Annotated in this window: 13 protein-coding genes; 5 read left to right on the plus strand and 8 right to left on the minus strand. The window is 73.7% G+C overall.

Annotation, left to right across the window (positions count from 1 at the left end; translation table 11 throughout):
- Positions 1 to 63: 63 nt before the first annotated feature.
- Positions 64 to 1,185, minus strand: a complete 1,122-nt coding sequence (locus ACIBST_RS21445) for an MBL fold metallo-hydrolase (RefSeq protein ID WP_364337478.1) — start codon at positions 1,183 to 1,185, stop codon at positions 64 to 66.
- A gap of 87 nt (positions 1,186 to 1,272) precedes the next feature.
- Complete coding sequence (locus ACIBST_RS21450; protein ID WP_397173872.1) at positions 1,273 to 2,061, minus strand: SDR family NAD(P)-dependent oxidoreductase; 789 nt, start codon at positions 2,059 to 2,061, stop codon at positions 1,273 to 1,275.
- A gap of 105 nt (positions 2,062 to 2,166) precedes the next feature.
- On the opposite strand from ACIBST_RS21450, the gene ACIBST_RS21455 reads away from it, so the two are divergent.
- Positions 2,167 to 2,826 carry a TetR/AcrR family transcriptional regulator gene (locus tag ACIBST_RS21455; RefSeq protein ID WP_397173874.1) on the plus strand — a complete coding sequence of 220 codons (660 nt, stop codon included), beginning with the start codon at positions 2,167 to 2,169 and terminating at the stop codon, positions 2,824 to 2,826.
- Positions 2,827 to 2,864: 38 nt separating this feature from the next.
- On the opposite strand, the gene ACIBST_RS21460 is transcribed toward ACIBST_RS21455, so the two are convergent.
- The 4 genes from ACIBST_RS21460 to ACIBST_RS21475 form a co-directional block, all read right to left on the minus strand.
- Positions 2,865 to 3,593 carry a DUF3152 domain-containing protein gene (locus ACIBST_RS21460; RefSeq protein WP_397173875.1) on the minus strand — a complete coding sequence of 243 codons (729 nt, stop codon included), beginning with the start codon at positions 3,591 to 3,593 and terminating at the stop codon, positions 2,865 to 2,867.
- Between the two features lie 512 nt (positions 3,594 to 4,105).
- A complete protein-coding gene (locus tag ACIBST_RS21465; protein ID WP_397173877.1) occupies positions 4,106 to 5,518 on the minus strand; it encodes an NAD(P)/FAD-dependent oxidoreductase in 1,413 nt (470 codons plus the stop codon).
- Between the two features lie 493 nt (positions 5,519 to 6,011).
- On the minus strand, positions 6,012 to 6,440 hold the full coding sequence (locus ACIBST_RS21470; RefSeq protein ID WP_397173879.1) for a type II toxin-antitoxin system PemK/MazF family toxin: 429 nt from the start codon (positions 6,438 to 6,440) through the stop codon (positions 6,012 to 6,014).
- On the minus strand, positions 6,433 to 7,335 hold the full coding sequence (locus ACIBST_RS21475) for a helix-turn-helix domain-containing protein (RefSeq protein ID WP_397173881.1): 903 nt from the start codon (positions 7,333 to 7,335) through the stop codon (positions 6,433 to 6,435). The genes ACIBST_RS21470 and ACIBST_RS21475 overlap by 8 nt, the downstream gene beginning before the upstream one ends.
- A gap of 489 nt (positions 7,336 to 7,824) precedes the next feature.
- Here ACIBST_RS21475 and ACIBST_RS21480 point away from each other — a divergent pair, with 489 nt between their 5' ends.
- Both ACIBST_RS21480 and ACIBST_RS21485 read left to right on the plus strand, forming a co-directional pair.
- Positions 7,825 to 9,204, plus strand: a complete 1,380-nt coding sequence (locus ACIBST_RS21480; protein WP_397173883.1) for an erythromycin esterase family protein — start codon at positions 7,825 to 7,827, stop codon at positions 9,202 to 9,204.
- Positions 9,205 to 9,275: 71 nt separating this feature from the next.
- Positions 9,276 to 9,626 carry a VOC family protein gene (locus ACIBST_RS21485; RefSeq protein ID WP_397173885.1) on the plus strand — a complete coding sequence of 117 codons (351 nt, stop codon included), beginning with the start codon at positions 9,276 to 9,278 and terminating at the stop codon, positions 9,624 to 9,626.
- Here ACIBST_RS21485 and ACIBST_RS21490 read toward each other — a convergent pair.
- Positions 9,623 to 10,699: an epoxide hydrolase family protein gene (locus tag ACIBST_RS21490; protein WP_397173887.1), complete on the minus strand. Its 1,077-nt coding sequence runs from the start codon at positions 10,697 to 10,699 to the stop codon at positions 9,623 to 9,625. The two genes, ACIBST_RS21485 and ACIBST_RS21490, sit on opposite strands and share 4 nt — an antisense overlap.
- A gap of 70 nt (positions 10,700 to 10,769) precedes the next feature.
- Here ACIBST_RS21490 and ACIBST_RS21495 point away from each other — a divergent pair, with 70 nt between their 5' ends.
- Both ACIBST_RS21495 and ACIBST_RS21500 read left to right on the plus strand, forming a co-directional pair.
- Entirely contained in the window at positions 10,770 to 11,714 is a 945-nt protein-coding gene (locus tag ACIBST_RS21495; RefSeq protein ID WP_397173888.1) for a helix-turn-helix transcriptional regulator, read from the plus strand.
- Between the two features lie 7 nt (positions 11,715 to 11,721).
- Complete coding sequence (locus ACIBST_RS21500) at positions 11,722 to 12,495, plus strand: thioesterase family protein (RefSeq protein WP_397173890.1); 774 nt, start codon at positions 11,722 to 11,724, stop codon at positions 12,493 to 12,495.
- Between the two features lie 24 nt (positions 12,496 to 12,519).
- Here ACIBST_RS21500 and gndA read toward each other — a convergent pair whose 3' ends face one another.
- Positions 12,520 to 13,944: an NADP-dependent phosphogluconate dehydrogenase gene (gene gndA / locus ACIBST_RS21505; RefSeq protein ID WP_397173892.1), complete on the minus strand. Its 1,425-nt coding sequence runs from the start codon at positions 13,942 to 13,944 to the stop codon at positions 12,520 to 12,522.
- Positions 13,945 to 13,962: the final 18 nt, after the last annotated feature.

Here is a 13,962-nt window from a genome sequence, read left to right on the forward strand (position 1 = left end):
CAGCCGTCCAGGGACGGGACGGCTATCGCAGGGACTCCCGTCAGCCGTCTACGGACGGGACGGCTATCCCAGGGTTTCCCACCAGCCGTCCACGGACGGGGCGGCGGTCACGTCGACGCCCTCGCCCGGCCGGGGCACCACGATCTCGACGTCGCGTGCCTTCGCCTCCCGCCACAGCCGGTCCACCGGCTCGGCCCACGGGTGCAGCGCCAGCGTGAACGTCGCCCAGTGGACCGGCAGCAGCAGCTTGCCGCCGAGGTCGAGGTGGGCGTTGACGGCCTCCTCCGGGTTCATGTGGATGTCGGGCCAGGCCGGGCTGTAGGCGCCGATCGGCATCAGGGTCAGGTCGAACGGCCCGTGCGCGGCCCCGATGCCCCGGTAGCCCTGGAAGTATCCGGAGTCGCCGGCGTAGAACACCCGCTTGCTCGGCCCGGCCACCACCCACGAGCCCCACAGGGTGTCGTTCCTGGTGAAGGCCCGCCCCGAGAAGTGCCGGGCGGCGGTGGCGACGAAGCGCAGGCCCGCCACCTCGGCCTCCTCGTCCCAGTCGAGCTCGATGATCCGGTACAGCGGCACGCCCCACCGCTCCAGGTGTGCTCCGATGCCCAGCGGGACAAGGAACGGCGCCTTCTGGGTGCGCGTGAGCGAGCGCACGGTGGCCATGTCGAGGTGGTCGTAGTGGTCGTGCGAGATGGCGATCGCGTCGACCTGCGGCAGGTCGCCGATGTCCACCGGCAGCGGGTGGTGCCGCTTGGGGCCGACGAGCTGGGACGGCGAGACCCGGTTGCTCCACACCGGGTCGAACAGCACCCGCCTGCCCTCGATCTCCACCAAGGTGGAGGCGTGGCCGTACCAGACCGCGCGCAGGCCGTCGGCCGGCGGCGGGCCGGACGGCGGCAGGCGCAGCGGGATGGGCCCGGCGGGATGCCGCTGCTCCTTGTTCCTGGCCAGCTCGGCCAGCAGGCCCACCGGGGGCGTGGTCATCAAGGCGGTCGGCTCGGACATGGGGTTGACGAACGTGTCGCCCCTGAACTGCGGCGAGCGCCGCATCCTGCTCACCCGGTCCGGCCCCGACGTCAAAGGCCGCACGCCCAGCTCCGCCGGTATCCCGCGCAACGCCCACCCGGCCGCGGCGGCGAGCGCGCCGCCCGCGAGGATCCGCCGTGCGGTCCGCATTCCTGCCATTGCCCACACTCCCCTGGAGATGATGTCCATCCCGCCCAACCGGGCGGGATTCCCCGGTGTTCCCGTTCTACGATATATCGCGATAGTTCATACCGTCTTGATCGCTCCGCCGTCGATGACGTAGTCGGCGCCGTTCACGCTCCCGGCGTGCGGCGAGGCCAGGTACGTCACCAAGGAGGCGACTTCTTCCGGTTCGACGAACCTACCGGTCGTCATTCCGGTGACCGACGGCAGCCCCGCGAGCAACTGTTCGTGCTCCATGCCGAGCGAGGCCGCCAGGGCGGCGCCGTAACCGTCGGAAGCCTCCCACATCGAGGTGCGCGAGGCGCCGGGGGAGACGGTGGCGACCCGCACGCCACGCGGCCCGAACTCCTCGGCCAGGGCCTTGCCGAACGCCGTCAGCGCGGCCTTGGCGGTGGTGTACACGACCGGCCCCATGTGCGGCACGCGGGCGCCGTTGGACGAGATGTTGATCACAGTGCCGCCCCGCCGCAACAGGCTGGGCATCGCGGCCCTGGTGGCCCGCACGGCGCTGAGGAAGTTCAGGTCGTACGACTGGCGCCAGGCGTCGTCGTCGAAGCCGAGGAAGCCGTTGACCTGCTCCCGGCCGCCGTCGCCGCCGCCCACGTTGTTGACCAGGAGGTCGATCTCGTCGAGCTCGGCCAGCGCGCGTTCGACCAGCTCGGCCGGGCCCGCCGCGGTGGACAGGTCGGCCGTCACGGTGATCGCGCCGGTGCGCTCCAGCTCGGGGGAGATCGTGCGCGCCGCCGCCACGACCCGCATGCCCTCAGCCGTCAGCGCCTCGACGATCGCCAGCCCCAGCCCCCTGCTCGCCCCGGTGACGACGGCGGTCTTGCCGGTGAGTCGCATGTCCATGTGAATCGCCCTTCTTGCATCAGCGGTGATGCGATCACTCTAGAACTTGCAACACTGATGACGCAACTTCGAATCGAAGGGGTACCGTCCTGTATCCTCTGGAGTGTGAGTGGGACGACGCGGGCCCTGCGGTCCGACGCTGAGCGGACCGTCCGGACGATCCTGGAGGCAGCCGAACGGGTGCTCAGCAGGAACCCGGCGGCCAGCATGGAGCAGATCGCCGAGGCGGCCGGGGTGGCGCGCACGACCGTCCACCGGCGCTTCGCCTCCAGGGAGTCGCTGGTGGAGGCGATGGCCGAGTGGGCCACCCGGCAGTTCGCCGCCGCCGTTGACGACGCCCGCCCCGAGCAGGCGCCGCCGCTGGTCGCGCTCTACCAGGTGACGGCGAACGTGCTGCGGGTGAAGATCGACTGGGGGTTCGCGATGAGCCGCGGGCCGTCGGCGGGGGCCGAGGTGGCCCAGGTGTACTCCGAGGTCGAGGCCAGGTGCGACCGGCTGTTCCAGCAGGCGCGGGCGGCCGGGGTGCTGCGGGAGGACGTGGAGCCGGAGTGGGCCCGCCGGGTGTACTACGCGCTGATCCACGAGGCGGCGCAGAGCCGCGACGGCGAGCCGGAGGCGCTGGCGGGGCGGCTGGTGGACACCTTGCTGCGCGGCGTGGGCCAAGGCTCCGGACTTGCTCCCACTCCGCCGGCCGCCTCGAGTCCTCCTTCTGCCGCGCCCGCGAACGTGAGTCCTCCTCCCGCCGCTCCGAGCCCTTCGGGATAGCCAGGTTCGCGGCCTTCGGGCTCGTGGTCGGCCTTCCGTCAGGGGTTTCGGGCCATGGCGTCGCGGCGCTCGTCCGGGTGGCGTTCGGGGTGCGGCCACGGGTTCGGACGGCAGCGGCCCAGCGACTTCGACTGCTGGACCATCACCGGAGCCGGCAGGCCGGGGCCGGGGCAGGCGCGGTGGCCGTGTCCCAGGCTGTGGCCGACCTCGTGGCTGATGAGGTAGTCGCGGTAGGCGGCCAGGTCGCCCTCGTACTGGGGGACGCCGTCGGCCCAGCGGAGCGCGTTGATGACCGAGCGCGTCCCGTTCCAGCACGACAACGTGCCGCCGGTGCGCAACGGCAGGCACTGGCTGACGGTCAGCCCGGGGCTGGACAGCGCCACCCGCACCCGTACCGGGCCGTGGTCGACGCGCTGGAAGCGGGCCCATCCGCGCGGGTCGTTGAGGGTGCGGTGCACGGCGGCCGCGAACACGGTCCCGTCGATCGGCAGGCCGCGTTCGACCTCCACCAGGTACCGCACCACCTCGCCGTCTCCGGCTCGGGCGGGCGCGCTGCCGGGCACCACGGCGTACGAGCCCGAGGCGGCGTACGGGATCTTGACGTGCTCGGCGGGGAGCGGGATCGGCGCGGGGATCGAGGGGCGCGGCGGAGGTGTGACGGCGGGAGCGGGCCGTTCGGCGGGGCGCTCGGGCCCTTCCGTTCGTTCGGGGGCGGAGGCGCATCCGGCGGCCAGCAGCAGAATGATCAGCAGCGCGAACAGCGGCAACGCGGCCTCCCCACGAGATCACGGTGGGGAGAAATCCACCATATCCGCGCAGTGTTGCCTGGATCATGCCGGGGTCTGACTAACGCCGACTTACCGCCAACGCCCGCCATGCGAACGCGGCTCGCCGCTCTCGTTCTTGTCAGGCCCACCGGCTGGAGGGCGGCACGGCCCGCTCACGTACTGGGTCGGCCTGCCGCTTGGACTGGGCTCCGCTGGGCCGCACTCATGCTGGGTCGGCCTGCCGCTTGGACAGGGAGTGGCCTGCTGGGGCGCTCTCGTCCTGGGGCGGCCTGCCGCTTGGATGCGGAGTGGCTCCGCTGGGCCGTTCTTGTGCTGGGTAGGCCCGCGGCATGGCTTCGCCGGCCGTTGTCTTTTCTGGGCTGGACCGCTGGTGTTCTCCCGCTGGAACGCTCTGGGGCGGCGGCCGATGGATTGCCCTGCGCGGGACGTTCGCCCCGCCGGGCATCCACGGGCCCGGTCGGCGCGGGGGACGTGCCGGGCCGGCCGGTGGGTCAGGCGGTGCGGGGTGCGTACGGGGTGAGGTCGATGGGGGGTTGTTCGTCGAGGGCCAGCTTGGCGACGAGTTCGCCGGTGAACGGGCCCGCCGTCAGCCCGTACGCGCTCAGTCCCGTCGCCACGACCACCCGCGGCGTGAGCCGGCCGATGAGCGCGGGGCCGGGGGCGTTGACCGGACGCAGGCCGACCCTGGTCTCCGACACCGTCGCCCCGAACAGGCCGGGCGCCACCCGCAACCCCGCTGCGATCACCTCTTCGAGCCCGCCCATCGTGACCCGGGGCGCGAACCCGACGTCCTCCACGGTCGCGCCGATCACCACCCGCGAGCCGGGGAACCCCAGCAGGTACGGCCCGCTCCTGGGCAGCACGATGGGCCAGAACGCGGTGTCCACGCCGTCGAGGGTGGCGTGCAGGATCTGCCCGCGCCGGGGGAACACCGGCAGCTCCACCCCGAGCGGACGGCACACCTCGCCCGTCCACGCCCCGGCCGCCACGATCACGACGTCCGCCTCCAGGGGGACGCCCTCGCCGACGGGCACGCGTTCGGCCGCGGAAGGGGCGACGGGTTCGGCCAGTGGCATGGGGACGTCCGGCTCCACGGGCGGGACGGGCGCGGGGGCCTGGGCGGGGCCCCCTGGGGAGCCGTCCGGAGGGCCGCCGAAGGGCGCGTCGCCCGCGGCGCCGATCGGTCCCTCGGCGGACGCCTCAAGAGGGCTCTCGGTCAGGTCGCCGGTGGCGGACGGCGTGAAGTCCGGAGGGAGAGGAGCGGCCTGGCGCCAGGAGGTGGTCCCGCCGCTCACCGCGCCGGTTGCCGGCCCCGGCTGGCCCCACTGCGGCCCGTTCTCCGCCGGGATGTGCTCGTCGGCGGCATGCAGGCGCACCTGCCCGTCCGGGGTGAGGACGGCGCTGCCGGGCAGCACCTCGGCGCCCCGGGCGACGGCGGCGCGCAGCAGCGCGTCGCGTACGGCGCTGCCGTCCACCCGGGCGGCGCCCGGCACGAGAAGCGCGCTGAGGTCGTCGGACAGCGGCGGGAACAGGTCGGACGGCGTCAGCACGTCGGTGACCTCGCCCATCTCGGGCGCGTCGGCGTAGCGGCGGCGCAGCAGGGCCCGCACCGGTTCGAGATCGACCGGGTCCTCCGCCACGAGCAGGGCGCCGACCTTGGCGTAGCCGATGTCCTCGCCCAGCGCCTCGACCAGCCTCGGGTAGTGGCGGGCGCCCTCGCTGGTCAGCCGGTACCAGGAGTCATCCTCCGGATGGTCCACCCAAGGGCACACGATGCCCGCGCCCGCCTGGGTCGCCTGGCCCTGGGAACCGCGGTCCACCACGGTCACGGCCACGCCGCGGCCACTCAGGTAGTAGGCCGCGCTCGCCCCGACAATCCCGCTGCCGATCACCACAACACGCATGCACCCATGATCGCAGGCGGGGGTGATTTCGGACGATGACCGGATCGTGCGCTTACCATCCGGATACTCCCTCACGCCCATCCCGGGGGGCTACGGGACCACGCACCGCAACGGGACCACCCGCCATGACGGGATCAGCCACCGCTGCACGACCGCCAATCCTTACGGGACGGCCCGCCCATCGCTACACGACCGCCCGCTTCGCTTTGGACCCACCCCTGCTTAGGGATCGCCCTCTTTCGGCATGGGTCCCCCGCTGTGGGGCCACCCCCCGCTGTGGGGCCACCCCCCGCTGTGGGACCGCTCGCCGCTGTGGGAGCGGGCCGGCGGGGGGAAGGCCGGGGGCGGAGGAGGCCAGGGCGGGGAGGTGGGGTGGGGAGGCTGGCCCCGGGCGGGGAGGTGGGAGACCGGGGTGGGGAGTGCGCGGAAGGGCGGGGCGCGCGGGCAGGGGTGGAGAGGATTTGGTGCGGGCGGGGGCGGGGGTGCGCGTTGGTCAGTCCACGCCCCACCCGTGCGTCTGCATGAGGACGGAGGCCACCCGGGCGAACCGGTCGCCGTCGAGAACCGCGCCCTCGCGGCGGATGTCGCCCTCGTCCAGCACGAAGACGCGGTCGAGCCGCAGGTATGACACCCGCCCGTCGCGGCCCCACGCGCCGACCTCCAGCCAGTCGGAGCCGTCGTCGCCCTTGCTGGACAACATCATGCCGAGAAGCCTGCGTCCGGTACGGCCCACGACCAGCAGCGGCCGGTCCTTGCCCCGTGACGGATCCTCCTCGTACGGCACCCACGCCCACACGATCTCCCCCGGATCGGCCAGGCCGTCGAGGTCGGGGGAGTAGGCCAGAGTGACGGGACCGTTGAGCGAGTGGACCTCGCGTACGACGCCCCGGGCGGGCCGGGGGTCCTCACCTGCATCATGCATTGGGGGAGCTTACGGCGGCAGGCGACCCGAAATCCACCCGCCCGAGGGGAGCGGGGGAGGCCAGCAGGCGGCGTAGGACCGTCGGGGTGTGGCCGACGTGGCGGCGGATCGTACGGGTCAGGTGGGCCTGGTCGGCGAACCCGAGGTCGGCGGCGAGCGCGGCCAGGCTGGTCTCGCCGCTCTCCAGCCGGTCGAGCGTCCGGCTGACGCGGACCCGGTTGCGGTAGTGGGTCAGCGAGACGCCCAGCTCGCGGGTGAAGGCACGGCTGAGCCGGTAGGGGGAGACCGCCAGGAGCTCCGCCAGCGGCAGCAGCCCGGCGGCCGCCGGATGGTCGGCCGCGATCGCCTCGCGGGCGGCGTCGGCGATGGCCGCGGTGGAGCGGGCAGGGGACGGGGTGGGCAGGCGCGCCGCGGCCACCCCGTCCGCGGTGGCCGGGGTGGCGGGCCCGGCCAGCTGGGTGAGGGTGGCGCCGGTCAGCGACAGCAGGGATTCGACCAGGGCGAAGTCGGGGTCGCCCGCGCGGGCGGCGGCCAGCAGGCGGCGGTGCGCGAGCTCGAAGCGGGCGTCGACGTAGACCGTCGAGCGGGCGAGCCGGGGGGCGTCGCCCGCGAGCGTGCGCCAGAGGCCGGGGGACAGGGAGAGGGAGGTGCAGACATCGCCGCCCGCCGGGTGGGCGAAGCGTTCCTCCTCGCCGGGCGCGCCGAGGTAGGCCATCGTCGGGTCGACGGCGGCCTGGCGGCCGTCGGCCATGCGACGGAACGCGCCACGGTGGACCAGCACCATGCGGTGGGCCCGGCCCACCTCGGGCCGCGACCAGCCGCGGTGGTCGTCGACGCAGGTCACCAGGTCGAGGGTGAAGCCCTTCCCACGGGCCAGCGGCTTGGAGGATCGCACCCGCCGAACGTTACGCCCCACCACCGACAATCCCGACGGCCGTGCGTCACTGCCCTGCCCGGCCGCCGGGCCTGACGCTCGGCAATGTTCCCGATGTCCGGCGACCTGTGCTCGGCTTGCGTGGTGCACGGTTTCCGGAGGGTCCAGTGCTGGCTGAGGCATCAGGGGGTGGGGAAGAGGAGAGCGGGGTTCGGTGAGGCGGCGCTCAGGGCCCCATGAGCGCGGACGGTCCGCTGGAGGGTGGTGTCGGGACAGCGGCGGGGGCGAAGGGCGCGTTCGGCCGCCTCTGCTGGCTCGGCCGGGGAAGCCGGTCCGCGTGCCTGGGATGTCGGCCCGCGTGCCGGGACGGTGGGCGGTGGGGTCGGGGCGGCGGGTGGGGGGTGTTACAGCAGGCTGCACCGGCGATCGGGCGGCTGGCAGGATCGATGTCGCCTGCGCCGATCCATACGTTGGTGACCACTGCATCGACACCAATCCGAAGGATCTGTCTTGGCGAACAACACTGTGCGTCGTATCGCGCCGATCACCCTGGCGCTGGCGGCCTGCCTGGCGACCGCGACCACCCCAGCACTGGCCACCCCTGCCACGGCGGCCCCCGCACAAGCCGGTCCCGTCACGGCGAAGGCCGTCACGGCGACGGCCGTCGGCGGTCGGGTCGATGACGGGGTGGTGGCGAGTCTGGAGCGCCACGCCAAGCCTCTCCGGAGCACCCGGCCCGGCGGCCAGGCGGACGACCTGCGGGCGTTGTCTGCGATGGTCAAGGGCGCCACCATCGTGGGCGTCGGCGAGGCGACGCACGGTTCGAAGGAGTTGTTCACCCTGCGCCACCGCCTGTTCCGGCACCTGGTGGAGACCCGGGGCTTCACCACGCTGGCGCTGGAGGCGACCTGGTCGGCCGGCGCGCGCCTGGACGAGTACGTGCGCACCGGCAAGGGCGACCTGCGCAAGATCATGGCCGAGGAGTTCCAGAACGACTACGGCGCATGGCGCACCCGGGAATGGGCCGAGCTGTACGAGTGGATGCGCGACCACAACCGCACCGCCCGGCACAAGCTGCGCGTGATGGGCTTCGACATCGGCGACGTCCACCCCGACCAGTACCGGCGCGTGCTCGCCTGGGCCGCGCAGCACCGGCCCGCGCTGGTCCCCGAACTGAGCCGCCGCTACAAGGGCCTGCTGGCCCTTCCCGGCAGCACGGCCGGGCGCATGGCCGCCCTGGCCGCGATGCCCGCGCAGCGGCTCAAGGCGCTGGCGGCAGACGCCGAGGCGGCCCACCGCCTGCTGGAGGGCGCCGACCCGTACGTGGCGCAGGAGGCGAAAGTCATCTCCCAGATGGTCACCATGTACACGCTCGAACCGCCCAAGCTGCACCTCCACCGTGACAAGGCCATGGCCGACAACACCGTGTGGTGGCAGCGGCACACCGGCGGGAAGACCGTGGTGGCGGCGCACAACGGGCACGTCGGCTACGTCTCGGCCTTCCCCCAGCACTACCCGATCACCCAGGGCGCCTACCTGCGCTCCCAGGTCGGCGCGTCCTACGTGGCGATCGGCACCACGATCCACAGCGGCCGCTTCCGGGCCGTCGATCCCAAGACCGGCCGAGTCGGCGTCTTCGACACCGGCGCCCCGGTTCCGGACAGCAACGAGGCCGTTCTGGACCGGGTGCGCCACCGCGACTACTACGCCGACCTGCGGCAGGCCCGCCGTACACCGTCCGTACGCGCGTGGCTGGACGCCGCCCGTCCCACCTTCACCGTCCCGGCCACCTACGTGCCCGAGCAGTTGAACCAGCCGCTCGCCCTCGGCAGGGCCTACGACATCGTGGCCCACCTGCACCGCGTGACGGAGGCCCGCCCGCTGAGCTGAGATTCGGCCCGATCGGGCGCGGTGCAAGGATGTTCAAGACCCGGGGACGGCGTCGCCGGGAAGGTGGGGGCATGACGACAACGATCGCCTCCATGGTCTTCGACTGCGCCGACCCCGTCGCCCTGGCGGCCTTCTACGCCAAGGCGACCGGCTGGCAGGTCGGCGACTCCGACCCCGGCTACGCCACCGTCACCGGCGGCCCCGTGCCGCTCGCCTTCCAGCGGATCGACGGCTACCGGGGCCCGGGCTGGCCCAACGACGGCAAGCACGCGCACCTCGACCTCACCGTCCCCGACGTGGAGGAGGCCAGGCGGGCGCTGGTCGCCCTGGGCGCCACCCTGCCCGCCCACCAGCCGGGCGGCGACGACTGGACGGTGCTGCTCGACCCCGAGGGCCACCCGTTCTGCGTGATGCCCGGCTAGAGCTCGGCGAAGAACGACCTGACGTCGTCGGCCAGCAGGTCGGGGGCCTGGAGGGCGGCGTAGTGGCCGCCGCGCGCCGGCTCCGACCAGCGCACCACGTTGTGGGAGCGCTCGGCGTAGCGGCGGACCGTGCTGTCGCCGGGGAAGACGGCCACGGCCGTCGGCGTCCTGCCGGGCTCGGCGGGCGGCGCCCAGTCGCCGCCGCTCTCGCGGTACAGGCGCGCGGAGGAGCCGGCGGTGCCGGTCAGCCAGGTGATGGTGACGTTGGTCAGGATGTCGTCGGGGGCGACCCCGCCGGCGTCCTGGCCCCAGCTCGCGAACGCGTCCAGGTGCCAGGCGAGCTGGCCGGCCGGCGAGTCGGCCAGGGCGTAGGCGAGGGTCTGCGGCCTGGTGCCCTGGACGGCGGCGTACCCGGAGAACTCGCGGTGCCAGCGCTCGATCCGCCGGGCGCGCTCGGTCTCGGCCTCGGTCAGGCCGGACAGGTCGTCGGAGACGAACGCCGTCAGCGCGTTCAGGTGCACGCCCACCACCCGCTCGGGCGCCATCCGGGCCAGGGCGGGCGAGACGAGCGAGCCGAAGTCGCCGCCCTGGAGGCCGTACCGGTCGTAGCCGAGGCGGTCCATGAGCTCGATCCAGGCGGCGGCGACCCGGCGCACGCCCCAGCCGGTCTCGGTGGTGGGGCCGGAGAAGGCGAACCCGGGCACGGACGGGATGACGAGGTGGAAGTCGCGGCTGAGCGTCCCGGCCACGCGGGAGAAGTCGGCGAACGTGCTCGGCCAGCCGTGCGTCATCAGCAGCGGCAGCGCGCCGGGACGCGGCGAGCGCACGTGGGCGAAGTGCACGCGCTGGCCGTCGATCTCGGTCGTGTGCTGCGGCAGCTCGTTGAGCCGCGCCTCGTGCGCCCGCCAGTCGTAGCCGTCCAGCCAGTACGCGGCCAGCTCGCGCACGGCCCCGGGCGGCACGCCGTACGACCAGCCGACCCCCTCCAGGGCGTCCGGCCAGCGCGTACGGTCCAGCCGCGCCCGCAGGTCGTCGAGCGCGGACTGCGGGATGTCGATGACGAATCGGTTCATGCCGCCCACGCTAGGCAGCATTGCGGCCAGGATCAGGCCCCAATGGACCGCCATGGGCCACAATGGACCCGTGCTCGACACCTCGGCGCGGCTCCTGCGCCTGCTCTCGCTCCTGCAGACCCGGCGCGAGTGGCCCGGCGCGGAGCTGTCGCAACGGCTCGGCGTGGCCCCGCGCACCCTGCGCCGCGACATCGACCGGCTGCGCAGCCTCGGCTACCCGGTGGGCTCCACGCCGGGGGTGGCCGGCGGCTACCGGCTCGGCCCCGGCGCGGAGCTGCCGCCGCTGCTGCTCGACGACGAGGAGGCCGTGGCGGTCGCGGTCGGCCTGCGCACGGCCGCCGGCGGCACGGTGACCGGCATCGAGGAGACCTCGCTGCGCGCCCTGGCCAAGCTCGAACAGGTGCTGCCCGCCCGTCTGCGGCAGCGCGTCAACGCCCTGCAGACGCACACCGTGCGCGTCGGCGGGCAGGGCCCGACGGTCGACCCCGAGCTGCTGACCCGCATCACCGCCGCCTGCCGCGACCGCGAGCAGCTCCGCTTCGACTACACCGACCACGAGGGCGCCGTCACGCTGCGGCGGGCCGAGCCGCACAGCCTGGTCACCAAGGGCAGCCGCTGGTACCTGGTCGGCTGGGACGTCGACCGCCAGGACTGGCGCACGTACCGGGCCGACCGGATCGAGGTGCGCACGCCCAACGGCCCGCGCTTCGCCCCGCGCGAGCCGCCGGAGGCCGACGTCGCCGCCTGGGTGCGGCACCGGCTCGGCCACCAGATGTGGCCGGTCCAGGCCCGCTTCCTGATCCACGCCCCGGCCGGACGGCTGGCCGGCCGCATCGGCGGCGAGGTCGAGCCGGTGGACGAGGCCACCTGCGTGCTCACCATGCGCGGCGACGACCTGCACCTGATGGCCGTGGCCGTGGCCTTCCTCGACCTCGACTTCGAGGTGCTCGAACCGGCCGAGCTGACGGACCATCTGCACGCCCTGGGACGGCGGCTGCTCGCTTCCAGAATATGATTCGGTGATGGCGACGTCAGCGTTCTTCACGCGCAAGGAGGGCGAGCTCGTGCCCGCCCCGCACGCGCGCAGCCCCTGGTCCCCCGACATGCTCCACGGCCGACTGCTCGGCGGCCTGGCGGCGAGCGCCCTGGAGGAGCGGCACGGCGAGCCCGGCCTGCACTTCGCCAGGCTCACCGTCGACCTGTTCCGCAACAGCCCCATGCTGCCGGTCACGGTGGAGACCACCCTGGTCAGGGACGGACGGCGGATCCGGGTCGCCGACGCCGTGCTCTCCACCGAACAGGGCGTGATCGGCCGGGCCTCGGCCGTGCTGCTCCGGCAGGGCGAGCAGCCAGGCGGCCGGCTGCCGCACACGCCCGCCTGGGACGAGCCGCCGCCCGCCGGCGACCCGGCCGAGGGGCAGGGCTGGAAACCGCCGTTCGACCTGTGGCGGCTGACCGAGTGGGGGCAGGGCGGCCGCGACCGCGTGTGGCTGCGGGAGACCCACCCGCTGGTGGACGACGAGCCGCTGACGCCGCTCACCCGCGCCGCCCTGGCCGCCGACTTCGCCAGCCCGCTGGCCAACGTCGGCTCGGCGGGCGTCAGCTTCATCAACGCCGACTACACGCTGACGCTCGCCCGGCTGCCCGAGGGCGAGCTGATCGGCGTCGAGGCCACCGGACACCTCAGCGCCGGCGGCGTCGCGACCGGCCAGGTCACCCTGCACGACACGGCCGGCCCGATCGGGTTCTGCGTGGTCACGGCGGTGGCCAACCCGGTCGCCCTGACCAGCCGCTGACCGTCCGCCGAGACCCGGGGTCGGTCAGGCGGGGTGCTCGGCGCGGTCGCCCGACCAGTCGGTGTGGAAGGCGCCCTCCCGGTCCACCCGGTGGTAGGTGTGCGCGCCGAAGTAGTCGCGCAGGCCCTGCACCAGCGCGGCCGGCAGGCGGTCGCGGCGCAGCCCGTCGTAGTAGGCCAGCGCGGAGGAGAACCCCGGCGTCGGCACGCCGATCCGCACGGCCGTGGTCACCACGCGCCGCCACGCCTCCTGCGCGGCGTTCAGCGCGGCGGCGAACGTCGGGTCGGCCAGCAGCGTCGGAAGCTGCGGGTCGGCGTCGTAGGCGGCGCGGATGCGGTCGAGGAACTTGGCCCTGATGATGCAGCCGCCGCGCCAGATGGTGGCCATGGCGCCCGGGTCGACGTCCCAGCCGTACTCCTTGGAGGCGGCGGCGATCTGGTCGAAGCCCTGCGCGTAGGCGACGATCTTGGACGCGTACAGGGCCTGGCGCACGTCCTCGATCAGCTCGCGGCCGCCGACGCCGGACAGCTGCGGGCCTTCCAGCGACGCGGCGGCGGCGCGCTGCTCCGGGTGGCCCGACAGCGCGCGGGCGAAGACCGCCTCGGCGATGCCGGTCACCGGCACGCCCAGGTCGAGCGCGCTCTGCACGGTCCAGCGGCCGGTGCCCTTCTGCTCGGCCTGGTCCACCACGACGTCCACGAACGGCTTGCCCGTGGTCGCGTCGACCTGCTCCAGCACCTCGGCGGTGATCTCGATCAGGTACGAGTCCAGGTCGCCCCGGTTCCACTCCCTGAACACCTCGGCCAGCTCGGCCGGCGTCGCCCCCAGGGCCTGGCGCAGCAGGTCGTAGGACTCGGCGATGAGCTGCATGTCCGAGTACTCGATGCCGTTGTGCACCATCTTCACGAAGTGCCCGGCGCCGTCGGGGCCGACGTGCACCGCGCAGGGCACCCCGTCCACCTTGGCGGAGATGTCCTGCAGGATCGGGCCCAGCGCCTCCCACGACTCCTTCGAGCCGCCCGGCATGATGCTCGGGCCGAGCAGCGCGCCCTCCTCGCCGCCGGAGATGCCGGTGCCGACGAAATGGATGCCGCGCTCGCGCAGCGCCGCCTCACGCCGCCGGGTGTCCAGGAAATGCGCGTTGCCACCGTCGACGATCATGTCGCCCGGCTCCATCAGCTCGGCGAGCTGGTCGATCACCGCGTCGGTGCCGGGACCGGCCTTCACCATGATGATCGCCCGGCGCGGGCGCTTCAGCGACGCCACGAAGGCGGCCAGCTCCTCGGCCGGCACGAACGTGCCCTCCCCGCCGAACTCCCTGACCAGCTGCTGGGTGCGGGCCGTCGTGCGGTTGTGCACGGCGACGGCGTACCCGTGCCTGGCCAGGTTCCTGGCCAGGTTGCGCCCCATGGTGGCCAGGCCGGTGACGCCGATGTCTGCCAAATCCATCTCAATGCTCCTCTATGG

This window comes from Nonomuraea sp. NPDC049684 (assembly GCF_044465345.1).
Lineage (GTDB): Bacteria > Actinomycetota > Actinomycetes > Streptosporangiales > Streptosporangiaceae > Nonomuraea.